The organism is Bradyrhizobium brasilense (assembly GCF_029714345.1).
In the GTDB taxonomy this organism is placed as follows: domain Bacteria; phylum Pseudomonadota; class Alphaproteobacteria; order Rhizobiales; family Xanthobacteraceae; genus Bradyrhizobium; species Bradyrhizobium australafricanum.
This window is the reverse complement of the sequence record NZ_CP121669.1, coordinates 2,518,931-2,544,067: the sequence shown is the minus strand read 5'-3', so window position 1 is coordinate 2,544,067 and position 25,137 is coordinate 2,518,931. Positions and strand designations below refer to the sequence as shown.

The 25,137-nt window shown below is 64.7% G+C and carries 25 protein-coding genes and 1 tRNA gene; 15 read left to right on the top strand and 11 right to left on the bottom strand.

Going from position 1 to position 25,137, the window contains the following annotated elements:
• Positions 1-74 precede the first annotated feature (74 nt).
• Positions 75-149: transfer RNA gene (locus QA635_RS11730), tRNA-Val, on the top strand.
• A gap of 155 nt (positions 150-304) precedes the next feature.
• Here QA635_RS11730 and QA635_RS41760 read toward each other — a convergent pair.
• On the bottom strand, positions 305-727 hold the full coding sequence (locus QA635_RS41760) for a GFA family protein (RefSeq protein WP_425249146.1): 423 nt from the start codon (positions 725-727) through the stop codon (positions 305-307).
• 239 nt (positions 728-966) lie between these two features.
• Between QA635_RS41760 and QA635_RS11725 the strand changes: the two genes are divergently transcribed.
• Both QA635_RS11725 and QA635_RS11720 read left to right on the top strand, forming a co-directional pair.
• Positions 967-2,418, top strand: coding sequence for an amidase (locus QA635_RS11725; RefSeq protein ID WP_283069072.1), 1,452 nt, complete (start codon positions 967-969; stop codon positions 2,416-2,418).
• Between the two features lie 431 nt (positions 2,419-2,849).
• Positions 2,850-3,221, top strand: a complete 372-nt coding sequence (locus QA635_RS11720; RefSeq protein ID WP_283069070.1) for a DUF4118 domain-containing protein — start codon at positions 2,850-2,852, stop codon at positions 3,219-3,221.
• Positions 3,222-3,291: 70 nt separating this feature from the next.
• Here QA635_RS11720 and QA635_RS11715 read toward each other — a convergent pair whose 3' ends face one another.
• The gene (locus QA635_RS11715; protein WP_283069068.1) at positions 3,292-3,432 is read right to left on the bottom strand and encodes a hypothetical protein; all 141 of its coding nucleotides are present in this window, start codon (positions 3,430-3,432) and stop codon (positions 3,292-3,294) included.
• Positions 3,433-3,603: 171 nt separating this feature from the next.
• On the opposite strand from QA635_RS11715, the gene QA635_RS11710 reads away from it, so the two are divergent.
• The gene (locus QA635_RS11710) at positions 3,604-3,828 is read left to right on the top strand and encodes a hypothetical protein (RefSeq protein ID WP_283069067.1); all 225 of its coding nucleotides are present in this window, start codon (positions 3,604-3,606) and stop codon (positions 3,826-3,828) included.
• Between the two features lie 16 nt (positions 3,829-3,844).
• Here the strand turns inward: QA635_RS11710 and QA635_RS11705 are convergent, their stop codons facing one another.
• The 3 genes from QA635_RS11705 to QA635_RS11695 are packed head-to-tail and all read right to left on the bottom strand — an operon-like array spanning position 3,845 to position 6,387.
• A complete protein-coding gene (locus QA635_RS11705) occupies positions 3,845-4,198 on the bottom strand; it encodes a hypothetical protein (RefSeq protein ID WP_283069066.1) in 354 nt (117 codons plus the stop codon).
• A gap of 54 nt (positions 4,199-4,252) precedes the next feature.
• Positions 4,253-4,789 carry a hypothetical protein gene (locus QA635_RS11700; RefSeq protein ID WP_283069065.1) on the bottom strand — a complete coding sequence of 179 codons (537 nt, stop codon included), beginning with the start codon at positions 4,787-4,789 and terminating at the stop codon, positions 4,253-4,255.
• A 50-nt stretch (positions 4,790-4,839) separates the two neighbouring features.
• Positions 4,840-6,387: an acetolactate synthase large subunit gene (locus tag QA635_RS11695; RefSeq protein WP_283069063.1), complete on the bottom strand. Its 1,548-nt coding sequence runs from the start codon at positions 6,385-6,387 to the stop codon at positions 4,840-4,842.
• A gap of 388 nt (positions 6,388-6,775) precedes the next feature.
• Here QA635_RS11695 and QA635_RS11690 point away from each other — a divergent pair, with 388 nt between their 5' ends.
• The 4 genes from QA635_RS11690 (at position 6,776) to QA635_RS11675 (ending at position 10,957) form a co-directional block, all read left to right on the top strand.
• The gene (locus QA635_RS11690; RefSeq protein WP_035633276.1) at positions 6,776-7,351 is read left to right on the top strand and encodes a L,D-transpeptidase; all 576 of its coding nucleotides are present in this window, start codon (positions 6,776-6,778) and stop codon (positions 7,349-7,351) included.
• A 107-nt stretch (positions 7,352-7,458) separates the two neighbouring features.
• Positions 7,459-8,259, top strand: a complete 801-nt coding sequence (locus QA635_RS11685) for a DUF2927 domain-containing protein (RefSeq protein ID WP_283069060.1) — start codon at positions 7,459-7,461, stop codon at positions 8,257-8,259.
• 583 nt (positions 8,260-8,842) lie between these two features.
• Entirely contained in the window at positions 8,843-9,874 is a 1,032-nt protein-coding gene (locus tag QA635_RS11680) for a MerR family transcriptional regulator (protein WP_283069059.1), read from the top strand.
• 87 nt (positions 9,875-9,961) lie between these two features.
• Positions 9,962-10,957: a LysR family transcriptional regulator gene (locus tag QA635_RS11675; protein WP_057019300.1), complete on the top strand. Its 996-nt coding sequence runs from the start codon at positions 9,962-9,964 to the stop codon at positions 10,955-10,957.
• 152 nt (positions 10,958-11,109) lie between these two features.
• Here the strand turns inward: QA635_RS11675 and QA635_RS11670 are convergent, their stop codons facing one another.
• Positions 11,110-11,322 carry a hypothetical protein gene (locus tag QA635_RS11670; RefSeq protein WP_283069057.1) on the bottom strand — a complete coding sequence of 71 codons (213 nt, stop codon included), beginning with the start codon at positions 11,320-11,322 and terminating at the stop codon, positions 11,110-11,112.
• A gap of 452 nt (positions 11,323-11,774) precedes the next feature.
• On the opposite strand from QA635_RS11670, the gene QA635_RS11665 reads away from it, so the two are divergent.
• Complete coding sequence (locus QA635_RS11665; protein WP_057019298.1) at positions 11,775-12,923, top strand: ABC transporter substrate-binding protein; 1,149 nt, start codon at positions 11,775-11,777, stop codon at positions 12,921-12,923.
• Between the two features lie 4 nt (positions 12,924-12,927).
• On the opposite strand, the gene QA635_RS11660 is transcribed toward QA635_RS11665, so the two are convergent.
• The 3 genes from QA635_RS11660 to QA635_RS11650 all read right to left on the bottom strand — a co-directional run bounded on the left by QA635_RS11660 (position 12,928) and on the right by QA635_RS11650 (position 15,951).
• The gene (locus QA635_RS11660) at positions 12,928-13,554 is read right to left on the bottom strand and encodes a class I SAM-dependent methyltransferase (protein ID WP_283069055.1); all 627 of its coding nucleotides are present in this window, start codon (positions 13,552-13,554) and stop codon (positions 12,928-12,930) included.
• A gap of 116 nt (positions 13,555-13,670) precedes the next feature.
• A complete protein-coding gene (locus QA635_RS11655; RefSeq protein WP_283069053.1) occupies positions 13,671-14,795 on the bottom strand; it encodes a M48 family metallopeptidase in 1,125 nt (374 codons plus the stop codon).
• A gap of 4 nt (positions 14,796-14,799) precedes the next feature.
• On the bottom strand, positions 14,800-15,951 hold the full coding sequence (locus tag QA635_RS11650) for a DUF898 family protein (RefSeq protein ID WP_283071605.1): 1,152 nt from the start codon (positions 15,949-15,951) through the stop codon (positions 14,800-14,802).
• 266 nt (positions 15,952-16,217) lie between these two features.
• Between QA635_RS11650 and QA635_RS11645 the strand changes: the two genes are divergently transcribed.
• From QA635_RS11645 to QA635_RS11630, 4 genes are all read left to right on the top strand, one after another.
• Positions 16,218-16,592: a Rap1a family protein gene (locus tag QA635_RS11645; RefSeq protein WP_283069051.1), complete on the top strand. Its 375-nt coding sequence runs from the start codon at positions 16,218-16,220 to the stop codon at positions 16,590-16,592.
• Positions 16,593-16,833: 241 nt separating this feature from the next.
• Entirely contained in the window at positions 16,834-18,105 is a 1,272-nt protein-coding gene (locus QA635_RS11640; RefSeq protein WP_225648144.1) for a cytochrome P450, read from the top strand.
• Positions 18,106-18,135: 30 nt separating this feature from the next.
• Positions 18,136-19,410, top strand: a complete 1,275-nt coding sequence (locus QA635_RS11635; protein ID WP_157347120.1) for a cytochrome P450 — start codon at positions 18,136-18,138, stop codon at positions 19,408-19,410.
• A 180-nt stretch (positions 19,411-19,590) separates the two neighbouring features.
• A complete protein-coding gene (locus tag QA635_RS11630; protein ID WP_283069046.1) occupies positions 19,591-21,351 on the top strand; it encodes a class I SAM-dependent methyltransferase in 1,761 nt (586 codons plus the stop codon).
• Between the two features lie 239 nt (positions 21,352-21,590).
• On the opposite strand, the gene QA635_RS11625 is transcribed toward QA635_RS11630, so the two are convergent.
• Positions 21,591-22,223, bottom strand: a complete 633-nt coding sequence (locus tag QA635_RS11625; protein WP_283069044.1) for a MarR family winged helix-turn-helix transcriptional regulator — start codon at positions 22,221-22,223, stop codon at positions 21,591-21,593.
• On the opposite strand from QA635_RS11625, the gene QA635_RS11620 reads away from it, so the two are divergent.
• Positions 22,207-23,106: an alpha/beta fold hydrolase gene (locus QA635_RS11620; protein ID WP_283069042.1), complete on the top strand. Its 900-nt coding sequence runs from the start codon at positions 22,207-22,209 to the stop codon at positions 23,104-23,106. The genes QA635_RS11625 and QA635_RS11620 overlap by 17 nt on opposite strands.
• A gap of 69 nt (positions 23,107-23,175) precedes the next feature.
• On the top strand, positions 23,176-23,979 hold the full coding sequence (locus tag QA635_RS11615; RefSeq protein ID WP_283069041.1) for an isocitrate lyase/PEP mutase family protein: 804 nt from the start codon (positions 23,176-23,178) through the stop codon (positions 23,977-23,979).
• 83 nt (positions 23,980-24,062) lie between these two features.
• Here QA635_RS11615 and QA635_RS11610 read toward each other — a convergent pair whose 3' ends face one another.
• Positions 24,063-25,016 (bottom strand): ABC transporter substrate-binding protein, encoded by a 954-nt coding sequence (locus QA635_RS11610; RefSeq protein ID WP_283069040.1) that lies wholly within the window; start codon positions 25,014-25,016, stop codon positions 24,063-24,065.
• Positions 25,017-25,137: the final 121 nt, after the last annotated feature.

Below are 25,137 nucleotides of genomic sequence, written 5' to 3'. Positions count from 1 at the left end.
CGTAAATCGCACGCTCTGACGAAGCGCCGCACTCGACCGGCCGCCGACCAGCGGCCTTTGGCACGTCACATCCCGGACGCATAGCTCAGCGGGAGAGCGTTCCCTTCACACGGGAGAGGTCCAAGGTTCGATCCCTTGTGCGTCCACCATCCCCCTTCGGAACCGCCGGGGCGGACGATTGTCGACATTCTGGTGCCCTTCGGCACCGCCTCATCAAAAATGTCGAAAACAACCCCATGCAAAGTAGCCGACGCACGCCGGATCAATGGGTTACGCCACGCGAGCCAAGTTATTCAGGCCAGGTCTATTCGGGCTCCATTGGCTGGCTCTGGTCGCGCAAAAGTAGAAGTCCATCAGGAAACCGAACCCACTCAAGCTTTGTCTCGCACCAAGCCGCCACCTTCGGCGCGGGAAAGTCTGGGTCGGCGAAGCATCCAACCGGAATACCGATGACATCTGGTAAGAGCTCAAGACTGGTGCTCACTGTCGATCCACATACGGGACAGAACAAGAATTTGACGGCCTTGCCCGAAGTACCCGTCCGACTATAGGTGAGGCCGTCGCCGGAACGATTCGTCACTTGGTCGGCGTTCCATCTTGACGAAAGCGCGAACGCGCTCCCGGAGCGCTTTTGGCATCGCGTGCAATTGCACACTGAAACCAAAGCAGGGTCACCCTCTACCGTTAAACTCAGCTGTCCACATTGGCAGCTCGCAATTCGCGTCATGTTGTGAGCCTCCTGGAGCTACTGAGGATATGACGACAGGTCATTCCTCCCAACATGGCGGAAGGCATTGAAGACAGCCGAGCGCGAGGCGGGCTTGGTTGCCGATGAAGAGCGGGCTGCGCGCCGGGTTGCTTAACGGGCAAGCGGCCATTTGACCATTCCGCCAACTCGGGCTTGCCCACGCCCCGCGCCCGCCGATAGTGTGAACTGCCTCAGTCAGGAACATTGAGTGGGCACGCATGTCGCAGACCCAAGTTCACTCGGGCGGAAATGACGCGCTCGCCAGGCTCGACGCTATCGCCCAAGCCGATCTGGTTCGATCCGGCGAGATCAGCGCAAGCGAGCTTGTTGAAGCCGCCATCGCAAGGATCGAGACGACCAACCCAGCGCTCAACGCGGTCACTCACAAGCTCTACGCTCAAGCGCGCGAGCGCGCTGCAAGCCCCGCCTTGTCCGGTCCTTTCGCCGGTGTTCCGTTTCTGATCAAGGATGTACTGTCCGTGGCGGGCACGCCGAACACGTTTGGATGCCGAGCACTAGCCGACTTTGTCCCGCCGACCAGTTCCCCCTACGCGCTAGCGCTGCAGGCTGTCGGCCTGGTCACGGTCGGACGCACAAATACGCCCGAGTTCGCGCTGATCGACGCGACCGAGCCCAAACTGTTCGGTCCGACCCACAATCCGTGGGACCTCGCGCGCTCACCCGGCGGGTCTTCAGGAGGGGCTGGAGCGGCGGTCGCAGCCGGGATGACTCCGATAGCGCATGCCAGCGATGGGGGCGGATCAATCCGTCATCCGGCGTGCCACAACGGCGTCTTTGGCCTTAAGCCCAGCCGTGGCCGCAATCGAAGCGATGGCGCCCCTCCCATGCCGTTCGACCTGCCCGACGTCGCCGTCAATCATGTCCTTACCCGATCGGTGCGCGATAGTGCGCTCATGCTTAGCCTCACGGAAGACCCGGACACCAAACTTGGTCCGCTGGGGTTCGTGCGCGATCCAGTCAGCAAACCACTTCGCATAGGTCTGATACGGGAGGGCTTCAGTGGCAACGGCGCCGCCACCGATGTGGACGACGCACTGGTCTCCACCTCGCGACTTTGCGAAAGCTTGGGCCACCATGTGGAGCCCACGAAGTGGCCATTTCCCGGCCAGGCAGCGATCGAGGCCTTCCTCGACGCATGGATGGTGCTGGCCGCGAGCGCAGTCCAAGGAATATGCGCATGGATCGGATGCGACGCCGACAGGGAAAATTTTGAGCCCTGGACGCTGGGGCTCGCAGGCCGAGGGGCGGCGCTTTTGCCGGATCGGATTGCTGGTGCGGTCGCTCAGTTGACGCAAGCCAGCCGGGCCTTGGACGCATTTTTCGAAACCTACGATGTGCTGCTGTCGCCAGTGGCGCGTCATCCGCCGAAACTTCTGGGCGAGCACGCCACAGACCTGCCGTTCGACATTCTGTTCGAGCGCGTCGTCGATAATTCGGATTTTACGCCGCTGATCAACGCGGCGGGAATACCAGCGATGAGCATTCCCCTGTACTGGAGCGCCAACAACCTGCCCATTGGCTCCCACTTCGCCGCGCGCGCGGGCGCGGAGGCCACTTTGTTCAGCCTGGCCTATCAGCTCGAAGCGGCCCGCCCTTGGGCAGATCACTGGGCGCCCGCGAGCTACCCGGCGGAGCGGCGCGCCGGCTGAGTTCGCCGAGCAGGTCGCGAACGGCGCCGTCGAGTTCGTCGGGTGGCGGGATGGCGTGATCGGCGTGCTGCGTGCCGGTCCGCCGATACCAGCCGGAGGCGGAGCTGTCGTCATTCGCGGCGCGAACCTGCGGCGCACGAACGTGAGCGCGCGGGGCGGATCGCCGCCGCCGGCGCGAGATCAGCTCGCGTGCGCCGTACCCCGAGATGAAACCGATCCCGGCGACGATAGCGACAATCAGAAGCTCGAGCATCGTGTTGCCCCCAATCACCGTGCCGCAATGCAATATGCGCGACAATGCGGCGGCGGCTTGACCGGGCCGGTTCCTTTTCACTGTATCGAGCACAACCCTGCCCCTCGGAATCGTACGGGGTTTTGTTTGCAGGCCTGCTCGGCTACCTTCCCGGAACTCGCGGGGGCCGGGAGTCTGGATGCGCAAGGGCAACGACTACATTTTGAAGCTGCGGCCTTGGTCGTTGTCGACATTCGTCGTCGCCGTGCTTGCGGTGGTGCTGGCCACCGCGACCCAGGAGATGTTCGCGAGCTTCGGCATGCAATTCTATTTCGCGGGCTTCGTGCCGGCGATCCTGATCGCCGGCCTGATGGGCGGCGCGCCCGCCGGCGCCTTTGCGACCATCATCACGGTACCGATCGTCTGGTGGGCGTTCATGCCGCCCTATTTCGAGTTCGGCTGGCCGACGGCCGGCGACTATGACAGCCTGGCGATGTTCCTGCTGTCGAGCGCGCTCCTGGTCTGTTTCTCGCAGCTCTATCGGGAAGCGCTGGCAATTCTGCGGAAGTAGCGGACGACCCAGACCGCGGCCCGGCCGCCGGCGATAGCGCACCGGTCGCCTTGTCGTGGATCGTTCGCTCTCAGATCCCGAACATCCAGATCGCGACGATGGTGGCCAGCGTCGCCACGCCGCTGATGGTCCAGCCCGCCGCGTAGAAGGTATCCTCGGGGGCGGTGTCGAGCATCGTATTGGTGGTTTCCGTCATTGACCGCCACCGCATGGCGTCTCTCCTCGGAACTCCTGCCCGGCCAGACAACGCGGCGCCCGGTTCCCGGTTCCGCGGCGGCGATCCCGTTCACGCACAGCTCACGGACTGCTGATCGGCGTCGCGGAACCCTGCGACATTCTGTCCCGTTGAGGCTCGCCGGAAACCAACTTGGGAGAACATCCGATGCGAACTCTGATCCTCGCCGCCACCGCCCTTGCCTTCGTCTCGTCCACCGCGCTCGCGCAGGACAAGGCGGGCGGCAGCCCGGCCCCCGCCGCGCAAAGCGGCGACACCGCGACCAAGGGCGAGGCGGCCAAGGCGCCGAAGAAGAAAGCGAAGAAGACCGCCAAGAAATCGAGTGCCAAGACCGGTGCCGCCACGACCGGCAGCGATGCCACCAAGCAATAAACAGAAACAATCGCGCTCAGTGATCCAACTGGCGATCACGGACTTGGCGATCACGGAAAAGGCCGCCCGAAGGCGGCCTTTTTACTGTCTCGGTGCGGATGTTGCTTCGGCCCGTCGCGTCGCAATCAAGTGCGCCGACCACCTCGGGCAGTGGAAGTTGGGGCGTTGGAAGTTGGGGCAGTGGAAGTTGGATCAGTGCAAGCTGGACCAGCGAAAGTCGAGCCAGCGAATTCAAGTGCGGGAGGGGGAGCGAAAGAGTTGCGAAGCTGATAATCCGCACCGCCATCGGATCGTTCTGAAAATTGACCACCAGCTCCAGGAATTGCTCCACCTCCCGCGCCTTCTGTTGTGCCGCGCGTGCAGGGGCCACGCATGATCCAAACGGGCTATCACTGCAAACGCGAGGAAAGATTCATCGATAGACTTAATGCGGAGCGCCATTGTCGCGCCTGTTCGCGAGCCCGCTCTCGCGTAGCCGCTCGGCAAACCAGAGCGATGTCGCGCTATCGATGGCTCCGCCGGCATAGACCTCGGAAAAGCTCACCCCGCTTCGTCCGACGATCACCAGCACGCCCATCGCATAGGCAAACCAGACATTCGGATCGGTCAACGCCTGCAGCTTGCGCTGATCGTGCTCGATCGGCTGGTGATTGCTGTCCTTGCGCAGTTCGATGGCCAGGAGATTGTTCGGGATGTCGCGCTGATGCACGACGATATCGGGATAGATCGACTTGCCGAGATGGTCGTCGGTCGAACTCCCCGAGCCGCGCGGCAGCCGCAGCGTGCGCTCGCCGAGCCGGTCGTAGTTGCAATCGACCTGCCAGCCGGAAAATTGCCGCTCGACATAGACCGCCAGCCGGTGAGTGAGCGTTCGCTCGCCGAGATCGCGCTCCAGCAGGAACATCTCCTGCGCATAGAATTCCTCCACGGCGGCAATCACCTTGTTCAGCTCGGTCTGCATCGACGCCTCCGACTGGACTGGGCCGCCGCCGCGGCCTTTCAGCTACGCCCCTACATCTGCACTTCGATCAGCCGCGGTCCCGGTTCGGCGACGGCTTCCGCGAGCGCCTTGTTGAACTCGTCGGCGGTCGTCACCGCCCTGCCCGGCACCCCCATGCCCCTGGCGAGCGCGACGAAGTCGAGCGTCGGCCGATCGATCTTCAGCATGTCCTGAGCCCGCTTGCCCGGCTCGCCGGCGCCGACGCCGTCAAACTCGCCGCGCAGGATCTGATAGATGCGGTTGGCGAACACGATGGTCACGACGTTGAGCCCTTCGCGCGCCTGGGTCCACAGCGACTGGATCGTGTACATCGCGCTGCCGTCGCCGACCATGCAGATCACCTTGCGGTCCGGACAGGCGACCGCGGCGCCGGTTGCCACCGGCGTCGAGAAGCCGATCGAGCCGCCCATGTTCTGCAGCCAGTCATGCGGCGCGGCCGCTGCCGTCGGCGGGAAGAAGCCGCGGCCCGTGGTGACGGATTCGTCGACCATGATGGCGTTCTCGGGGATCGCGCACGCAATCGCCTGCGCGATCGTGGCGTGGTCGAGCGCGCCGGTCGGCTTGACCAGTTCCTGCGATTGCTGCGGCTTGACGTCCTGCGCGGTCGCATGCAGCGCACCCGCGAGCGCCTCGAGCGCCGCGACCGAATTCTCGCCCCAGGCGGTCATGCGATGCACCTCGCAGCCTTCGGCCTTCAGCATGCTCGGCTTGTTCGGATAGGCGAAGAACGCCACGGGATCGTTGGCCTCGACCAGCACGATGTGACGGAAATTCTTCAGGATCGGCAACGCCTGCTCGATCACATAGGGAATGCGGTTGATCGAGAAGCGGCCGCGGCCGCGCGCCATGCGCGGGTGATAGGTCTGGCCCATCACCGTGCAGCCGGTCTTGCCGGCGATGCGCTCGGCCAGCGCCAGCCCGTGCTCGGTCAGCGCGCTGCCGGTGACGAGCAGCAGCGTATGCGCGGCATCACCGTGCAGGATCTTCGCCGCGGTATCGACCGCCTGCGGCGAATAGCTCGGGCGCTGCGTGTCCACGGGCACCTCGGCGAGGCCGTCGGCTTCGTTCCAGGCGGTGTCGGCCGGCAGGATCAGGGTTGCGATCTGCGGCGGCGCGCTCCTGGCGGCGGCGATCGCGGCCGCGCCGTCGGCCGCAACCGACTTGGCATCCGGCGAGGTGCGCACCCAGGACGACATCGGCCGCGCCAGGCCCTCGATGTCTGACGTCAGCGGCGCATTGTAGCCGATGTGGTAGGTGGCATGCTGACCGACGATGTTGACGATGCCGGAATGCGCCTTCTTGGCGTTGTGCAGATTGGCAAGGCCGTTGGCGAGGCCAGGCCCGAGATGCAGCAGCGTCGAGGCCGGCGTTCCCTTCATGCGGAAATAACCGTCGGCCGCACCGGTCACCACGCCTTCGAACAGACCGAGCACGCAGCGCATGCCCGGGACCTTGTCCAGCGCCGCGACGAAATGCATCTCCGAGGTGCCGGGATTGGTAAAACAGACATCCACGCCGCCTGCGACCAATGTCCGCACCAGACTTTCCGCACCATTCATGCTCTCGCTCCCGTTTCGAGATGTTCTTGAGGTCGCTCAGAGCATGATCCGATCCGATTGAATCGGATCATGCTCGTATCCTTTTGTTTGGTCGCATTTTCTTGACGCGAACCGGTAGCCACTTCGCTCGAAAACGCTCCAGCTTTTGTTTGGTCGCGTTTTCTTGACGCGAACCGGTACCCACTTCGCTTGAAAACGCTCCAGATCAACCATTCTTCAGCCGCTTCGTCAAAGGCTTGGCCGGACAATGCAGGTATCGCTTCCGATCTGTTGCCTTTTTAAACCGTGTTGTTCGAAAATGCCTGAGGTCACGGCTTCGTCGCTTGCGAAACGCCGGCAATTGTGGCCTCTCTGACTACATATTTGATTGTTCGCGAGGACGACGACCATGCGCCCGATTGCCTTGATGTTTGCCGCGCTCACGATCCTGGCAGGTGCCGGCCAGGCCCACGCCCAGTTCTTCGACTCTCGCGGCTATCAGTCCGAAGCCCCGAGTTTCTTCGGCGGCGGAGGCGCAAGCCCGATCCCACGCACCACCGTCAACTACCCGACCAACTACGCCCCCGGCACCGTCGTGGTGAACACCGCCGAGCGCCGGCTCTATCTGGTGCTGGCGAACGGCCAGGCGCTGCGCTACGGCATCGGCGTCGGCCGCGACGGCTTCCGCTGGAGCGGTGTCCACCGCATCTCCGCAAAGAAGGAATGGCCGTCCTGGACGCCGCCGTCGCAGATGCTGCGCCGCCGCCCCGATCTGCCGCGCCACATGAACGGCGGTATCGAGAACCCGCTCGGCGCGCGCGCGATGTATCTCGGCTCGACGCTCTACCGCATCCACGGCTCGAACGAACCGGAGACGATCGGCCAGGCCGTCTCGTCGGGCTGCTTCCGCATGACCAACGACGACGTCACCGACCTCTATGGTCGGGTCTCGGTCGGCACCACCGTGGTGGTGAAGAACAACTGATCGCGTCGATTTCAACGGAACCAGGCGCCGCCATTCGGCAAGATCGCTGATCCCGCCGCCTTGATCCCTCCTTGCGCTGCCGCAAACCTTGCGGCAGCGTTGTCACAATGCCCGAGCACTGTCCTTCGATCCTCGTCCTTCTCGCCGCAACGCTCGCCGCTTGCCTCGCTGATGCCGCGCTGCCCGCGGCCGCCACCGAGGTACCGGCGATCGCCGCGCGCCAGCGCAACGAGAAGAAGGTCTTCACCGACGCCGAGATCGTCGAGGGCTTTCTGAAAACCGCGTTCGGCGCCGAATATCATCTCGCCGGACGGGTCGACCGCATCCGCAAGTACGACAGTCCGGTGCGCGTGTTCGCCGACGGCAGCCGCGCCGACCGCAAGGCCCAGCTCGCCAGGGTCGTCGCCGACATCCGCAGCAAGGTGCAGCATCTCGACATCGCGATGACCGAGAACAACGAAGCGGCCAATGTCGTGGTCAAGCTGGTGCGCGACCGCGAGCTGTACCGCACGATCGCGACCTTCTACGGCCAGGAGCGCGCCAGGGAGATCCGCTCCTCGCTCGACCCGCAATGCCTGTCCGGCTTCCGCAAGAACGAGAACTACGAGATCGAGCATTCCGACGTGATCCTCACCGTCGACAACGGCGATTTCGTCTTCCTCGACTGCGCCTATGAGGAGCTGTTGCAGTCGCTCGGCCCGATCAACGACACCGCCACCGTGCCCTGGACCATGTTCAACGACAACGTCTCGATGGGCTATTTCGACGTCTACGACCAATATCTGCTCAACCTGCTCTACGACCCCCGCATCAAGCCCGGCATGACCGTGCAGGAGGTCAAGACCGTGCTGCCCGCCGTCCTCGCCGACGTCCGCGCCTGGGTGGCGAAGGTGAACCATCTGGAGTGAGGGTGGGCGATGAGCGCAGGCGCTCGCGACACATACCGCCGTCGTCCCGGCGCAGGCCGGGACCCATACTCCGCGGCAGATGTTGTTGACGGGACTTGTCGTTCCAGCGGTGCATAACAATCAACATTTGTGGTTATGGGTCCCTGCTCCCGTGCGCAATTGCGCACTAGGCAGGGACGACACTGAATTTGTTGCGCGACTTGTGAATCATGCATTCGCGTTCTCGCGACATGAGCGTGCGATCTCCCCAATCGTCGTCCTGGCGAAAGCCAGGACCCATAACCACCGCATTCGATTGTGAACGGGATCGTGGCTCCAGCGTCGCGCAGCGATTGAGATTTGGGGTAATGGGTCCTGGTCCCCGTGCGCAAGTGCGCACTAGGCCAGGACGACGATGAGGATGGTCCTCGATTCCACCGTCAAGCAGCTGGTTCGGCGTCATCACCCGCGCATGCGGGTGAGCCTGACCGGCGTGCTCACCTCGCTGCTCACACCCAGGACACGGAATCACCGTCCTCCCCGCTTGACCTTGCCCCTGCGGCCGCCTCCATAGAGGCGCGGTCAGACGACGCGAGGTGATTCGATGAATGCTGCTGCCGCCCGTTTCCTCAGCCCGTCCGAAGCTGCGAGGCAGCTCGGCATCTCCGCGAAAGCGTTGCGCCTGTACGAGGAGCGCGGCCTGATCGCACCCGGCCGCACGCCGGCGGGATGGCGCGCCTATGGTCCGGCCGAGATGGCGCGCGGCGCCGAGATCGTCGAGCTGCGCGCGCTCGGCCTCAGCGTCGGTGAAGTGGCGCGGATCCTGAACGGCGACGCCGTCATCCTCGGCCGCGTGCTGGCCGCGCACGAGGCCACGCTCGAAGCGCGCATCCGCCAATGCGGCGACAGCATCGCCAAACTGCGCCGGCTGCGCGCCGACCTCGGCGGCGGCAGGATGCCCGCGACCGGTGACATCATCGGTGCGGTCCGGACGCGGCCGGCGATCGGCGTCGCGTTCGATCTGCCGTGGCCGTGGGGCGGCGAGCGCTTCGAGCTGCGCGACATCAAACGGCTGAACTATATCGTCGGCCCGCTCGGCAGCGGCAAGACGCGCCTTGCGCAACGGCTCGCCGAAGCCCTGCCCGGCGCCAGCTTCGTCGGGCTGGACCGCGCGGCCGACGGCGGCGCGGCCGTGCGGGCGCGCCTCGATGCCGATCCGGCGCACGACGCCAGGGTCGCGGCGAGCCTTGCCACCCTGCTGGCCGACGGCGCCGTGGACTCGCCGGCTCTGACTGCCCTGCTCGCGGCGCTCGAGGCCGGCGACGACGCGATCCTCGTGATCGACATGCTCGAGCAAGGGCTCGATGCGGCGAGCCAGGAAGCCGTCATCGCGCATCTGCGCCGCCGCGGACCCGAGGCCCGGCCGCTATTCTTCCTCACTCGCTCCAACGCGATCCTGGATCTCGACGCGGTCGGAGACGATGAAGCGATCATCCTGTGCCCCGCCAATCACAGCCGGCCGATCTGCGTTACGCCCGTCCCGGGCGCGGCGGGCTATGAAGCGGTCGCGACCTGCCTTGCTTCGCCCGAGGTCCGCGCGCGCACCGAAGGCACGATCGCGTGGCGGCCGTCCTGACTTCTCGCATTGGTTGTATTATAATCGTATGACAATGCACGACGCAGGTCGGATGCGCGCAAAAAAAGTGTGCTATAAGCACGTGCGATGATCGAGCTTCCCCGTACCCAGGCCTTGCGTTGCTTCATCACGGTTGCCCGTGAGGGCACGGTATCGCGCGCAGCGGCGATGCTGAAACTGACCCAGCCCGCGGTCAGCCTGCAGCTGAAGGCACTCGAGGAAAGCACCGGGCTGCAGCTGTTCAACCGCACACCTGCCGGATTCACCCTGACCGAGGCCGGCGCCGCGCTGCTGCCGCTGGCGCACCGGGCGGTCGCGGCCGCCTCCGATTTCAAGGCGATGGCGGACTCGCTGAACGAGGCACAGCGCGGCACGCTGCGCGTCGGCACCATCCTCGACCCCGAATTCACCCGGCTCGGACCGTTCGTGCGCAGCCTTGCGATGTCCTCTCAGCGCACCGAAGTCTTCCTGCGCCATGGCGTGAGCGACGACGTGCTGGCGCAGATCGGGCGCGGCGAACTCGACGTCGGCTACTATGTCGACGCCACGCCTCAGGACCAGCTCGTCCATCACAGCTTCACCGAACGGACCATCGTGGACGGCCGCTACCAGCTCGCCCCGCTGCTTTGCTACGACTACCGGGTGATCGCACCGATCGCCTGGCGCGACCGGGTGATGGGCAAGGGCTGGGCCGAGCTCGCCGAGCTGCCCTGGCTCGCGACACCGCCGCACTCCGGCCACCGGCGGCTGCTCGACGACATCTTCCGCCCGCTCGGCGCATTGCCGAAGCGGATCGGCTACACCGACCAGGAAGAGGCAATGATCGACTTCGTCGAATCCGGCCTCTGCCTCAGCCTCGCACGCGACAACGTGCTGGCGCCGCGGATGGCGCGGCCGCATCAGTTCGTGGTCGCCGACAAGGTGAAGCTGACCTGCGATCTCTCCTTCGCCAGCCTTGCCGCCCGCCGCCAGGAGCCGGTGATCGCCCATGCCTTCGCAAGCGTGCGCGCGGTATGGAATATCAAGCCGACGATCGCCGGCGCCGGACCAACGCGGACGCGGAAGGTCGCGAAGAACGTGTAAGCGGGCTTCTGTTCCCTACTTCAAAGCAAGGCTGGTGCAATAAGCGGAGACTTCACCGCTTCTCCAACCGTTATTCAGTCCGATTTCCGTGCATTGATTATCGCTCTCGAAGGGCACGCCGGCGGATCGGCAGATCGTCGTGAGGCGATGACCTAGGCCGCGACGACCAGCGGTCTCGTCATCTCCGCCATCGTGGGCACCAGCGGCGGCGCTTCACAATCCTGCAGAGCGAGCTCGTTGACCAGCTCGCGCAGCCTTGGCGGCAGATCGGCGTAATCGCCGCGCAGGGCATGGCGCAGCCGTTCGCCAATCTCTTCGCAGATGGCGCGCGCGTGCTCGGACGCAATCGGATGAGGCTCAATCATGGACGTGGACCGCCGGCGATGACTGCGCGCCGTCCCACTGCACTTCCGCAACCACGGATCCCGCATGTGCACATGCGATCAAGACGAGGATCCGAACAATGCTGAACATGGTTCGTACTCCCTTTTCCTGTCCTTCAATAACAGCAGGTCGTTGCCGCCCGATTAGGGAAACTGGTTCTCACGGCCTTTAAGGGATTGGTAAACGCGAGGTTGAGGACGGGCGGAGCCCGTTCAAGAGCTCCGGACGATGTCGGCCTCGCCATCCCCGTTCCCCGTTCCGGCATCTCAGCCGATCAGGGCAGAACTCAAGGAGGCGCAGACCCTGCCCAGCGCCGCCCAATGTCCCCAATCAGGGGGACAGACGGATCGGGCGGAATCAATATGATGCGCGACCGGACGGCGGTCCGCTATCATCGGCCGCAGATAAAAAGAACCTGCTGGGAGGAGTTGCAATGAAGCTGGCCATGGCCGGACTGTTGACATTTGCGAGCGCGATCCTGATTGCGCCGGGCGCGCGTGCCGACATCAAGGTCGGCGTCGTGGTGTCCGGATCCGGACCGGGCTCGGCGCTCGGCCAGCCGCAGATGCGCACCATCGCCGCGCTGCCGAAGGAGATCGGCGGCGAGAAGGTCACCTATATCGCGCTCGACGACGAGTCCGATCCGACCAAGGGTACGCAGAATGCCCGGCGCCTCGTGATCCAGGACGGCGTCGATATCCTGATCGGCTCCTCGCTCACCCCGGTGACCATGCCGATGCTCGACGTCGCCGTGGAGAGCAAGACGCCGATCATCTCGCTCGCGGCGGCGACCGCGATCGTGCAACCGATGGACGACCGCCGCCGCTGGGCGTTCAAGGTGGTGCCCAATGACGACCTGATGGCGGCGGCGATCCTGAAATACATCGCCAAGTCCGGCATCAAGACGCTCGGCTATATCGGCGTCTCCGACGGCTATGGCGAGGGCTATTACAAGGAGGTGTCGCGGCTTGCCCCTCAGCTCGGCCTCACCGTGACGACGCATGAGGTCTATGCGCGCGCCGACACCAGCGCGATGGGCCAGGCGCTGAAGGTGATCGCGACCAATCCGGAAGCGGTGTTCATCGCCTCCGCCGGCACGCCCGCCGTGCTGCCGCAGGAGGCGCTGCGCAGCCGCGGCTATGCCGGCAAGATCTTCCAGACCCACGGCGTGGCGTCGGAGGAATTCATCAAGCTCGGCGGCGCCAATGTCGAGGGCGCGATCTTCACCGGCGAAGCCTTCACCATCGCCGACGATCTGCCGGCGAACGATCCGTTCCGCCAGGTGCGCGACGAGTTCGTGTCGTCCTACGAAAAGGCCAACGGGCAAAAGCCGAACATCTTCGGCGCCCATCTGTGGGACGCCGTCACGCTGTTCAAGCGGGCAGCCGCGAATGCGCTGAAGACCGCAAAGCCAGGCACGGCGGAATTCCGCGCCGCGCTGCGCGACGAGCTCGAGCGCGGCAAGGACGTCTACCTGAACAACGGCCTCTCGACCATGAGCCCGACCGATCACAACGGCTATGACGAGCGTTCGGCGTTCCTGATCAAGGTCGAGGGCGGCAAGTTCCGGCTGGTGAAGTAGAACGTCACCTCTTGCGCGCCACGATGTAGGGGCGATGATCGTCGCCCTTCGTTGCATGGTTCTCTGCGGCAACAATCTCGAACCCGCCGGCATTCAAGAACTCGCGCAGTCTCTCGGACGTGAACACGCCGGCATGGGGCGCCATTCCGATCGCGCGCATCGCCGGCAGCACAAGCCGGACCAGCGGGTTCATCTCGCCAACACAGGGCGTCTTGGAAATGAAAACGCCATCCGCCACCAGCAGCGCGTGAATCCGGCAGAGAGTGCCGTGCAGGTCCCGAACCAGATGGAGGTAGTTGAAGCCCAGGATGGCGTCGAATGGTCCAGCAGTGGTATCGGCAGTCGCGACCCGGAACGTCAGACCCCGGATCGGCGTCTTCGCGTGCTTCTCATTGGCGATCGCAATCATCTCCGCCGAAATGTCGGTGGCGAGATAGCTCTCGACGTCGCCCGCGAGCCGGAGCGCCGTGGTGCCGGTCCCGCAACCGAGCTCCAGCACACGATCGCCGGATTTCAACAGTGCGCGGGTGCGGTCCAGCGTGCGCTCATATTCGGCCGGCGCTGCGATCGGCCGCGCGGCATATTTGCGTGCAGCCTGGTCCCAGAAGCGGGCGTCGCTTTCGATGGTCAAGACGGCAAATCCTCCGGGCGCGTGCGGGCTCGGAGACCATGAGCAGTCTGCATCCACCCAGGTCAATTCCGTCAAAATGTCGCGCTAGCCTGCTCCAGTCTCGAAATCCCCCTGCGTCACACCTTGCCCTTGCCCGCCGCGCAGATGCCCTTCAGCGCCTGCCATTCGGCGGACGACAACAGCGGCGGACCGTCGGGCCGGCTGGCGGCATCGGCCTTGTCCATGCGCGCGAGGCGGTCCTCGGTCAAGGGATGGCTGGAGACGAGCGAGAGCCCCTTGCCGCCCTCCTTGCCGGTGACGCGGAACATCAGCTCGCCCATCGGCTTGGCCGGACGGCCGAGCTTGTGCATGGTCTCGATCGCGAAGCTGTCGGCGTTGGTCTCGGCGTCGCGCGAATAGGACGACGTCACCAGCGAGCGCGAGGCGAAGATCAGCGCGCCGGAGCCGGTGACGTCGCCGAACAACAGCCCGATCAGGAACGAGGTGCCGCCGTTGTGGATCAATTCGCGCATGCTGTCGCGATGCCGGAGATGGCCGAGCTCATGCGCCAGCACGCCGGCGATCTCGTCGGGGTTCTCGGCCTTCTCCAACAGCCCGTCGAACAGATAGACCTTGCCGCCCGGCAGCGCGAAGGCGTTCGGCACCGACGTCGCCAGCACGCCCGACTGCACCGACGTATCGAAGCCTGCGGACTGCCGCAACTTGCCGACCAGCTTCGCGAACGCCGCCTGGCCGGCCGGATTGCTGCACGGCTTGCCGTCGAACAGCACCTTGACCTGCGCCTCCGCGACATCGCCGATGCGACGCTCGAACGAGTCGGGCACCAGCGGCGTCAGCCGCTCGGCGGCGAGCGGCACGCCGAACAGCACCACCAGCACGATCGACACCGCGGCCGCGAGCGACCAGCCGACGATCGCGGCGACGCCCCTGCGGTTCGGTAGTCCCTCCTCGAGCGTGTCGCAGCGCGCGACGAGCGCGGCGATCAGCCCGGCGTCGCGGATGTCGAGCCGCGCCAGAGGCGGTGCGGTCAGGCAGCTCAGCCGCAACAGGCCGGACGGGCTGTCGGCGCGGCGGATGTCGTGAAACGCCCACCGCGCGAGCAGCGCGCCGTCTTCGCGGATCTCCAGTGCGTCGGACAGTCTGAGTGCGACGATGCGCCGCCGGTTCGACAGGCCGTCGAAGAAGACGCCGCCGGGATTAGGCAGCGCCGCGGAGTTTGTCTCGCTGGAATCGGATTCCATGGAGCTAGAAGCCCCCGACGTCGAGGCCGTCGGCAAAGCCTTCGCCGAGCGCATTGGCGAGCTCGCCGCGCGCGGTGACGTTGGCCGCCGCCTGGATGTTGTGCACGATGGTCGAGGACAGCACCCGGACCCAGAGATCGCGCATCAGATAGACGCGCAACACCACGTTCAGCGCCAGCGCGAAGGCGAGATAGCCGATGCCGAGCAGCACGATCAACGGAATGCTCTTGGCGAACGCCTCGGTCCTGAAGAAGTCCGCGATCGAGGAGCCGTCCATGCTGGCGACCAGCAAGGTGCAGAGCGCGAGATAGGCCGCGAACACCACGCCGAGCAGCACGACCCAGCCGATCACCTTCCAGTACAGGCCGATCAGCGCGCCGCGGCGGAGGGTGGATTCCAGCCTCACTTCGCCGAAGCGGATTCCCGACAGCCACCAGCGCCACTCGACCGCCTTGAACGCGGCATAGGCGAACGGGGCGAAGATGGTGCTGTAGAGCGCGAACGGCATCAGGACCCAGAGCCACCAGCCCCGCTTGAAGAACTCCCAGCCGCGGCCGTCGAACGAGCCTTGCAGGTCGCCGTAATAGGAGTGCCGCATCTTGTAGCGTTCGAGCGCCGCCTCGCGCCACGGCAGCGCGAGGCCGAGCGTGATCACGACCAGCACGCCCCAGAGCGAGGCCTTGAGCGCATAGACCCAACCCGAGCCGCTCATCCAGAAGCGGACGCCGCGCCACACCGTGCGGGTCAGGCGGTAACGCCGCGCGCGATAGATCGCGAACTGGCCGAACAAATAGAAGAAGGCGACCAGCGGCAGCGAGGCGAACGCCTTGAGATGCTCCGCCTCGACGCCGATCAGGAAATAGCCGAGATAGATCGGCACCAGGATCGCGAGCGCGACCAGGAAGCCGATCAGGAGCTCCTTGCCGCGGCCGGTATATTCCGGCGCGTCGCCATCGATCTGGCTGTTCGACCACAGATGACGGCGGATGTCGGTGGTGAGCCAGAACCGGTAGAAGCCGACCGTGACCAGTTCGAGCCCGGCGCCGCGCGCGACCAGGCGAAAGAACTCCTTCCGGTTCCCTGAAAACGCCACCGGCATCGGCGGCGGGGCCGGTTGCGGAGGCGGCTGCGGCGGACCCAGCGGGGTCCAGCTCATGTCGTTCACGGGATGGCTCCTGGCGGGACAATCTCTGGGTATCAAAAGCACAGATTTGTCGTCGCGAGTGTGATCCAGGTTTCACACAAGGTCGAGATCGCCGGCCGATTTTTGGCGGGATGCGGTTGGCCATGCCTTAACGGCAATGCCGGAAAGCGCGCGGTCCTCGATCGACCGCCGGCGTCGAACCCCCGGGCGGCAATGACATACTTAACGATCAGGCGATCGAGGCGAAGGCGCCGCCGCAAAGCGAGGAAACCGCAGCGATGAACAGATGGATCCTGTCAGCATGCCTCCTGACGCTCACGGCAGCTCCGGCTACTGCCGTCGACGTGCGGCTGGATTCCTATCGCAATCCAAAGAGTGAGAATTTCCGCATCTTCAATCACATGTACCTCGACGGCGTCAGGGGTGGCCTGATGGCGTCCAATGCCTGGCTGAAACGGCATGGCGGCCAATTGTTGTTCTGCATGCCCGACGACCTTGCACTGAGCAGCGAGCAGACCGAAGAGATCATGCTCAAGTCCGCCGACAAGCGCTCGGCGAAAGGTGAGATGGTGATCGCTCTCCTGCTGCTGTGGGGGATGCAGGACACCTACCCCTGCGAAAAGCCCGCCGGCGAGAAAACCGGCGGTCAATAAACGGCGCCCGCACCTTTCGCACGCCGCCGCCCGGCCAAATCAAACGCCGTTTCAAACGGGCGTGGTCGCGGCCGCGCCCGTTCCCCACCGGAAAAGCCCGGATTCGGCCGCTTTGGCCTGACATCAATGCGGCCAAATGCGCGTCGAGAGCCCTTGCGCAAACCGCGGAATGAGAATGTAATTCGGTAAAACATGCCGCGCCGGCCATGCCCCGGCAGCTCAAACGGTTGAGGAGCCGCTCATGCACGGGACCATCGATCTCGTCGACAACACGAATCTGGACGCCGCACGCGAACGCGCCAACTCGCTTGCGCTTTCGGACTACGATCCCGGCAATCCCGAGCTGTTCAAGACCGATACCTTCTGGCCGTATTTCGACCGGCTGCGCCGCGAGGATCCGGTGCACTACTGCAAGGACTCGATGTTCGGTCCGTACTGGTCGATCACCCGCTACAACGACATCATGGACATCGAGACCAACCACTCGGTGTTCTCCTCGGCCGCCTCGCTCGGCGGCATCACCATCCGCGACGTGCCGCCGGATCTGCGCCGCGAAAGCTTCATCGCGATGGACCAGCCGCGCCATTCGGCGCAGCGCAAGACCGTGGCGCCGATGTTCACGCCGACGCACCTCGACGAGCTCGCCACCAACATCCGCAAGCGCTCGACCGAGTGCCTCGACAATCTGCCGCGCGGCGAGGTGTTCGACTGGGTCGACAAGGTCTCGATCGAACTGACGACCCAGATGCTCGCGGTGCTGTTCGACTTTCCCTGGGAAGACCGCCGCAAGCTGACGCGCTGGTCCGACGTCGCGACCACCCTGCCCGGCGCCGGCGGCCTCGTCGCCACCGAAGACGAGCGGCAAGCCGAACTGATGGAATGCGCGAGCTATTTCGCAAGGCTGTGGAAGGAGCGCGCGAGCCAGCCGCCGAAGAGCGATCTGCTCTCGATGATGGCGCACAGCGACGCCACGCGGAACATGGACCCGAAGAACTTCCTCGGCAATCTGATCCTGCTGATCGTCGGCGGCAACGACACCACGCGCAACACGCTGTCCGGCAGCATCTATGCGCTGAGCAGGCATCCGGAGCAGTACCGCAAGCTGCGCGAGAATCCGGCGCTGATCGACAGCTTCGTGCCCGAGGTGATCCGCTGGCAGACGCCACTCGCCCATATGCGGCGCACCGCGCTCGCCGACTACGAGTTCCGCGGCCGCCAGATCAAGAAGGGCGACAAGGTAGTGATGTGGTACGTCTCGGGCAACCGCGACGAGGAAGCGATCGAGAAGCCTTACGAGTTCCTGATCGACCGCGCCCGGCCGCGCACCCACATCTCGTTCGGCTTCGGCATCCACCGCTGCGTCGGCCTGCGGCTTGCCGAGCTGCAGCTCAAGATCATCTGGGAGGAGATCCTCAAGCGCTTCGACACCATCGAGGTGGTGGAGGAGCCGCAGCGGGTGTATTCCAGCTTCATCAAGGGCTACGAGACGCTGCCAGTGCGCATCGCCGCCTGACGCGTCGCGAGCCAACCGGGATCAAGGAACATGAACGTCCAGACCGCCATCCGTGCCGACCGGGCCGAGTTGCTGCGCCAGGCCCGCGAGGAAGCGTATTCGACACCGCTCAAGGACTTTCATCCCGGCGCGCCAAAACTGTTCCAGAACGACACGCTGTGGCCGTGGTTCGAGCGGCTGCGCAAGGAAGAGCCGGTGCACTACTGCACCAATGCGCCGATCGAGCCGTACTGGTCGGTGGTGAAGTACAACGACATCATGCATGTCGACACCAGCCACGGCATCTTCTCCTCGGACTCCACGCTCGGCGGCATCTCGATCCGCGACGTGCCGCCCGGCTACGACTATCCGAGCTTCATCGCGATGGACCAGCCGAGGCACGCTCATCAGCGCAAGACCGTGTCGCCGATGTTCACGCCGACGCATCTCGACGAGCTGGCAAAGCTGATCCGGCAGCGCTCGGCCAGCGTGCTCGACAATCTGCCGCGCAACGAGACCTTCAACTTCGTCGAGCGCGTCTCGATCGAATTGACCACCCAGATGCTGGCGACGCTGTTCGACTTCCCCTGGGAGGAGCGGCGCAAGCTGACGCGCTGGTCCGACGTCTCCACCGCGCTGCCGAAGAGCGGCATCGTCAACTCGCCGGAGGAGCGGCGGCAGGAGATGGACGAGTGCTACGCCTATTTCTCGAAGCTCTGGAACGAGCGCGTCAACGCCCCGCCGCGCAACGACCTTCTGTCGATGATGGCGCATAGCGACGCCACGCGGCACATGGACCCCGACAATCTGATGGGCAACATCATCCTGCTGATCGTCGGCGGCAACGACACCACGCGCAACACCATGAGCGGCTCGGTGCTGGCGCTGCACGAGCACCCCGACCAGTTCAGGAAGCTGAAGGAAAATCCCGCGCTGATCGACACCATGGTGCCGGAGGTGATCCGCTGGCAGACGCCGCTCGCGCATATGCGGCGCACCGCGCTTCAGGACACCGAGATCGGCGGCAAGACGATCAGGAAGGGCGACCGCGTCGTGATGTGGTACGTCTCCGGCAACCGCGACGACGAGGTGATCGACCGTCCGAACGAGTTCATCATCGACCGACCGCGGCCGCGCATCCACCTGTCGTTCGGCTTCGGCATCCACCGCTGCGTCGGCATGCGGCTCGCCGAGCTGCAGCTTCGGATCGTCTGGGAAGAGATGCTGAAGCGCTTCGACCGCATCGAGGTGGTCGGCGAGCCGAAGCGGGTCTATTCCAGCTTCGTCCGCGGCATCGAGAACCTGCCGGTGCGGATCCCGGGCTGAAGCCAGATTGTCCTTGGCCCCAAAGACGATCGGCCCTATGTCTTCCCGGGCGTGGTGGTTGATGCACCGCGTCTCGCAGCTTGGGCCAGTTGACGGAACATGAACCGAAAAGAGCGGCGTGCGGCCGGGAAGCAACGGGACGCGTCCAGCAAAAACGTACCTGCCTTCGGCTCCACGGGTGTGAGCATTGGCGGCCTCGCCGCCGAGGCAAGCCGCTTCTACGGGATGCGTCGCTTCAACGAAGCACAGGAGATCTGCCGGCAGATTCTCGTCCGTGAGCCGGCCCATGTGCAGAGCCTGAATCTTCTCGGCCTGATGGCGCAGGCTGCCGGCGATCACCGGGCTGCCGCAAAGATGTTCACCAAGGCGATTGCCTCGGACGAGGTCAATGCCGCCTGCCATTACAACGCCGGCAATTCCTACCAGGCGCTGGGCAATCGCAGCAAGGCGGCCGCGCATTTCAGCAATGCGCTGGCGCTCGGCATGGACGCGAAGGCGGTCGGCTTCATCCTGCAGAGCCCGACCGTCACCAGCTATGTCGGGCGGATTGCAAGCAAGTGGCCGCTACCGGTCACAAGCGTCGAATTGTTCGGCAGCGAGGGTGTCGCTCCGCTCGCGAACGACCTGTTCCTGCGCTGCGCGATGGAAACGACGACGCTGGCGAGCATGCAGCTTGAGGTGCTGTTCGGATATGCGCGGGCCGAGCTGTTGCGGCTCGCGAGCAAGCCGGATCAGGATGACGTCGACGACGATATCGTAGCCTTTGCCTGCGCGCTCGCCCGGCAATGCTTCATCAACGAATATGTCTATGCGCAGACCGGGGCGGAGAGCGAAGACGCGGGCGCGCTGCGCGACCGGTTGCTGCAGGACCTGGCATCAGGCGCTGCGATCACGCCGCTCACGCTCGCCGTTGTCGCCGCTTACTTCCCGCTTCATGCCTTGCCGACGGCGGACGCGCTGCTGCGCCGGGATTGGCCCGCGGCCGTCGCCGGCCTGTTGCGGGTGCAGCTTCGCGAACCCCGCGAGGAGATCGAAGAGCGCAGCGCCGTTGCGACGCTCACACCGATCAAGAACAGCGTGTCGGTCGACGTGATGCGCCAATACGAGGAAAATCCCTATCCGCGCTGGACCGTCAACCCGCTGACGGCCTTCGCAGCGGACCGGGCGCAGGGACGGACCGTCGCAACCGCGGACCAGCGAGCCGAACGGGATATCCTGATCGCCGGCTGCGGCACCGGCTCGCACGCGATCCAGATCGCGCAGGTCTATCCCAACGCCCGCCTGCTCGCCGTCGACATCAGCATGACCAGCCTCGCCTATGCGCGCCGCAAGACGCGGGAGCTCGGCTTGCGCAACATCGAGTATGCGCAGGCGGACATCCTGGAATTGGCCTCGATCGGCCGCAGCTTCGACAGCATCGAGTCGGTCGGCGTGCTGCATCATCTTGCCGACCCCTTGGCCGGCTGGCGCGTGCTGGTCTCGCTGCTGCGGCCGGGCGGCACGATGCGCATCGGGCTCTACAGCGATCTGGCGCGCCGCGTCATCGTCGAGGCCCGCGATCGCATCGCGGCACGCAATTATCGCGCCACCGCCGACGACATCAGACGTTGCCGGCAGGACATCTTCCGCGAAGCCGACAAATGGAAACCCCTGATCGGCGCCAAGGATTTCTACAGCATGAGCGGCTGCCGCGATCTGCTGTTCAACGTCATGGAACACCGCCTGACGATTCCGGCGATCGCGGCATTCCTCAGTGAACACGGCCTGACGTTTGGGGGATTCGAGCCGTTTGACGACCCGGCGGTGCTCGACCGATTCCGCAAGAAGTTTCCCGGCGCGGCCGACGAGACCAATCTCGATCAGTGGCACCGCTTCGAGGTCGATCATCCCGAGACGTTCTGGGACATGTACGTGTTCATGGCGGGCAAGAGCGCGCGCTGACGGCAAGCTGCTGGAGCGTGAGGAGATGAGGTCGAATAGCGGCCGCGATGGCACCGCGCTCCCTCTCCCCGTTCTTACGGGGAGAGGGTTGGGGTGAGGGGCACTCTCCGCATAAGCGGTGATAGCTGTGTTTGCGGAAACTCCCCCTCACCCGGAACGCATCTAGCGATGCGTTCCGACCTCTCCCCGCACGCGGGGCGAGGTGAGCGGAGTTGGCCGCTCGATTCAGAGTAACCTCTCTAGCGCGCGTGCTGGCCCTTGTTGGTCGGCAACGGGCAATTGGTGCAGACCCGGTCGTCGCACATCCGGCAGATCGTGAAGCGATCCATTTCGGATGTATCCTGCCTCGCCAGCAGCTCGCGGATCAGCGTTGCAAGCTGCTTCCTCTCGGCGGCCGACAGTACGTCCAGCAGCGACGTCACGGCCGAAATCCGCGACGCCAGCAGTTCGTTGCGGGACGCGGCGCCCGATGCCGTCAGGTGCAAGGCGACCTCGCGGCCGTCCTTGCCGGCCCGGCGTTCGACAAGCCGATCCGAAACCAGGCGATCCACCAGGCGGACCGTTCCGGAGTGCGACAGGCCAAGGATCCGCCTCAGCTTGTCGTTGGTCATGCCCTGACCATAGCCGATGACGATGAGCGCCGCGGGCGTTTCGCCGCCGCGACCGACGACCTCGCGCGCGCCTTGCTCGATCCGATCCATGACGGCGAGCGACAGCGCGCCCAGCAGATTGGCGATTCCGTGTTCCATGCCGGGAATAATATGTGCGCTGCGCACAAAAAACAACTTGACCATATATGTGCGCTGCGCACATATATGCCCGGGAGTGCAACGACGACACAAATGGAGAGCAGCGATGACGACCCGAAGCACCGCACTGGCAACGCGTGACGCCGCCGGCAGCGAACCCGCCCTGAAATACGTGCAGGCCAACGGCGTGCGATTTGCCTATCTCGAACAAGGCAGCGGACCGCTCGTCATGTTCATGCATGGCTTTCCCGACAACGCCTGGTCGTACCGAAAGCAGCTGCAGGTGTTCGCGGATGCCGGCTATCGCGCGGTCGCGCCGTTCCTGCGCGGCTATGCGCCGACCGAGATTCCCGCCGACGGCATCTTCGATCCGATCGCGCTGGGCCAGGATCTCGAAGCGTTGATCGCGGCGCTGAGCGACGACGGACGGGCCTACGTCGTCGGCATGGATTGGGGCGGCACGTCAACCTTCCAGGCACTGGCCACGGCGCCGTCGGCGATCAAGGCCGCGGTGGTCATGAACACCGCGCACCCGATCACAATCCCAAGCCTCCGGAGCGATCCCGATGCCGTTCGATCGGTTTTCCATGTCTATTTCTTCACGGTGCCTGGCGCTCACTCGGCGGTCAACATCGAGGGACTTCCCTTCGTCGACTACCTTTGGAAGCTGTGGTCGCCAACCCTGCAGAACGACGAGCATCTCCGCTCGGTCAAGGAGACGCTCAGCTCTCCCGGCACCATGAAGGCGGCGCTGAAATACTACAATGGCCTGGTCGATGCGGGAGTTGCGGGCCGGCTACCGGTCAACGACATGCATACACCGACGCTGACAATCTATGGCGGCAACGATCCGACGGCGCGGTATTCGATCAAGGAAGAGCCGCTCTTCAAGGGACCACATCGGCGCATCGTCCTGCCCGACGTCGGACACTTCCCGCATCTCGAGCGCGAGGCCGAGGTCACAGGTCTGATCATGGACTGGTTCACAACGCACGCCGCCGACTGAACGGACGCCACCACCTGCGGCCGCGTCAGCCACACCATCCTTCGAATTCTCTGACCAGGAGTGCGCGCAATGGACGCCACGACACAGCAGCACTACGCCGAAGCGTTTCACCGACTTCACAAGCAGGGCGATCCGCTCGTCCTGTTCAACGCCTGGGACGTCGCCACCGCCAAGGCGATCGCGAAGGCCTCGCCGGCGGTGGCGACCAGCAGCGGCGCGGTCGCATCCGCGCTCGGCTACGCCGACGGCGAAAATGCCCCGCTCGACATCGTGGAAGGCTTGGTCTCGCGGATGACCGCGTCGGTGCCGGTTCCGGTGTCGATCGATCTGGAGGCGGGGTATGGCGACACGCCGGATGCCGCCGCGCATTCGGCGGCGATGATCCTGAAGGCCGGCGCGATCGGCATCAATATCGAGGACGGGCTTGTTGGCGGAAAGCGGCAGCTCGTCGCTCCGGAGCAGCATGCCGCGAAGATCAGAGCGGTGCGGGACGCCGCGCAAAAACTCGGCGTTCACCTCTTCATCAATGCGCGAACCGATCCGTTTCTGCTGAAGTTCGGCTCGCCCGAGCAATGTCTGGATGAGGCGGCGCGACGTGCGAAGGTCTATGCCGATGCCGGCGCTGATGGAATTTTTGTGCCGGGGCTCACCGACCTCGTACTGATCGAGAGGTTCGTTCAACTGACGCCGCTGCCCGTCAACATCATGGTGACGCAAGGCGTGCCCGAAATCGGCGAGCTCGCCCGTGCCGGTGTTCGCAGGGTGAGCCTTGGGCCGTGGCCGATGATGGCGGCAATGCGTGTGATCGGACAGGCGGCAGCCGTGGTCGCCACGAGCAAGCAATACGGCGCGTTTCTACAGCCCGACAGTTGAGCCCGTGAGCGCACGCGATGCCACGGTCCGGCCGGACCACTCACTCCGTGCCGGCCGGACTACCAGGCTCATGAAGGAATGACTCACTCGATCACTTCGTCTGCGCCGCTGACGACTGAAGCAGAGAACTCGTGGCCGAGCAGTTTGGCGGTCTTCAGGTTGATGACGAACTCGACCTTGGTGACCAGCTGGACCGGAAGATCGGCAGGCTTCTCACCCTTCAGAACCCGGCCGGCGTAGACGCCCGCGCGTCGATGCGACTGCACGAAATCTCCGCCATAGCTCATCAAGCCTCCGGCTGTCGGGAAATCCCGGGTCTGCGTGATTGCGGGAACACGATACTTCAGTGCGAGATCGGCCAATCGCCGGCTGCGAAATGCAAAATAGGGATCGGAGGTGAAAACAAGCGCATTGGTCGACTCTCTCGCTACGGAAGCGAATACGGCTTCGAACTCCTCTTCCTTGCTTGCCCTCGATATCTGCAGATGGACCCCCAAAGTTTCGGCAGCGGCCTGAAGCTTCTGCAGTTGCGAGCCGGCGGTTGGACTTGTCGGATTGGTCACGACCCCCAACGTTTTCGCCGCCGGCAGAAGTTCGTGCATCAACTCGAGCCGCTTCGGCGACACGTCGACGCTCAGGCTCGAGATTCCCGTGATGTTGCCTCCCGGCCGCGACAGGCTGTCCACCACACCCAGCTGAACGGGGTCGCCGCCCATCTCGAAAACGATTGTCTTGGTGACGCCGGCAGCTTTGGCGGCAAGCGCGACGGGGGCGCCGCCGGGCGCAACCACCACATCGACGTCGCGCGCGATCAATTCGCCGGCCAGTGCAGGTAACCGGGCATATTGCCCGTTGGCCCATCGATATTCGATCGCAACATCGCGGCCCTCGACAAAGCCGGCTTCACGAAGTCCCTGGTGGAAAGCGTTCAGCCGGCTGCCAAACAACTCCGGCGATTCCGGACAAAGATAGCCGATCACAGGCATCGACGGCTTCTGCGCCCGCGAGGATGTGGTCCAGGCCGCGGCGGCGGCCATCAACAACAGGACCTCGCGCCGGCTGCCGCGTCCGTGCGATGCTGCTGCACGAGAATGAGCGCAACTCATGCTCTATCGACCCGCTGGCGTTCGCCGTCGGCGGAAGTATATCCCACGATCC

Excerpts from the sequence above, each read along its gene's own strand:
- QA635_RS11700 (WP_283069065.1), bottom strand. The coding sequence starts at position 4,789 with ATGCAGACCGAGCTGAACAAGGTGATTGCCGCCGTGGAGGAATTCTAT.
- QA635_RS41760 (WP_425249146.1), bottom strand. The coding sequence starts at position 727 with ATGACGCGAATTGCGAGCTGCCAATGTGGACAGCTGAGTTTAACGGTA.
- QA635_RS11690 (WP_035633276.1), top strand. The coding sequence starts at position 6,776 with ATGCGCCCGATTGCCTTGATGTTTGCCGCGCTCACGATCCTGGCAGGT.
- QA635_RS11650 (WP_283071605.1), bottom strand. The coding sequence starts at position 15,951 with ATGAGCTGGACCCCGCTGGGTCCGCCGCAGCCGCCTCCGCAACCGGCC.
- QA635_RS11635 (WP_157347120.1), top strand. The coding sequence starts at position 18,136 with ATGAACGTCCAGACCGCCATCCGTGCCGACCGGGCCGAGTTGCTGCGC.
- QA635_RS11720 (WP_283069070.1), top strand. The coding sequence starts at position 2,850 with ATGCGCAAGGGCAACGACTACATTTTGAAGCTGCGGCCTTGGTCGTTG.
- QA635_RS11715 (WP_283069068.1), bottom strand. The coding sequence starts at position 3,432 with ATGCGGTGGCGGTCAATGACGGAAACCACCAATACGATGCTCGACACC.
- QA635_RS11680 (WP_283069059.1), top strand. The coding sequence starts at position 8,843 with ATGAATGCTGCTGCCGCCCGTTTCCTCAGCCCGTCCGAAGCTGCGAGG.
- QA635_RS11685 (WP_283069060.1), top strand. The coding sequence starts at position 7,459 with ATGCCCGAGCACTGTCCTTCGATCCTCGTCCTTCTCGCCGCAACGCTC.
- QA635_RS11655 (WP_283069053.1), bottom strand. The coding sequence starts at position 14,795 with ATGGAATCCGATTCCAGCGAGACAAACTCCGCGGCGCTGCCTAATCCC.
- QA635_RS11615 (WP_283069041.1), top strand. The coding sequence starts at position 23,176 with ATGGACGCCACGACACAGCAGCACTACGCCGAAGCGTTTCACCGACTT.
- QA635_RS11645 (WP_283069051.1), top strand. The coding sequence starts at position 16,218 with ATGAACAGATGGATCCTGTCAGCATGCCTCCTGACGCTCACGGCAGCT.
- QA635_RS11640 (WP_225648144.1), top strand. The coding sequence starts at position 16,834 with ATGCACGGGACCATCGATCTCGTCGACAACACGAATCTGGACGCCGCA.
- QA635_RS11695 (WP_283069063.1), bottom strand. The coding sequence starts at position 6,387 with ATGAATGGTGCGGAAAGTCTGGTGCGGACATTGGTCGCAGGCGGCGTG.
- QA635_RS11725 (WP_283069072.1), top strand. The coding sequence starts at position 967 with ATGTCGCAGACCCAAGTTCACTCGGGCGGAAATGACGCGCTCGCCAGG.
- QA635_RS11665 (WP_057019298.1), top strand. The coding sequence starts at position 11,775 with ATGAAGCTGGCCATGGCCGGACTGTTGACATTTGCGAGCGCGATCCTG.
- QA635_RS11620 (WP_283069042.1), top strand. The coding sequence starts at position 22,207 with ATGACGACCCGAAGCACCGCACTGGCAACGCGTGACGCCGCCGGCAGC.
- QA635_RS11670 (WP_283069057.1), bottom strand. The coding sequence starts at position 11,322 with ATGATTGAGCCTCATCCGATTGCGTCCGAGCACGCGCGCGCCATCTGC.
- QA635_RS11710 (WP_283069067.1), top strand. The coding sequence starts at position 3,604 with ATGCGAACTCTGATCCTCGCCGCCACCGCCCTTGCCTTCGTCTCGTCC.
- QA635_RS11610 (WP_283069040.1), bottom strand. The coding sequence starts at position 25,016 with ATGGCCGCCGCCGCGGCCTGGACCACATCCTCGCGGGCGCAGAAGCCG.
- QA635_RS11675 (WP_057019300.1), top strand. The coding sequence starts at position 9,962 with ATGATCGAGCTTCCCCGTACCCAGGCCTTGCGTTGCTTCATCACGGTT.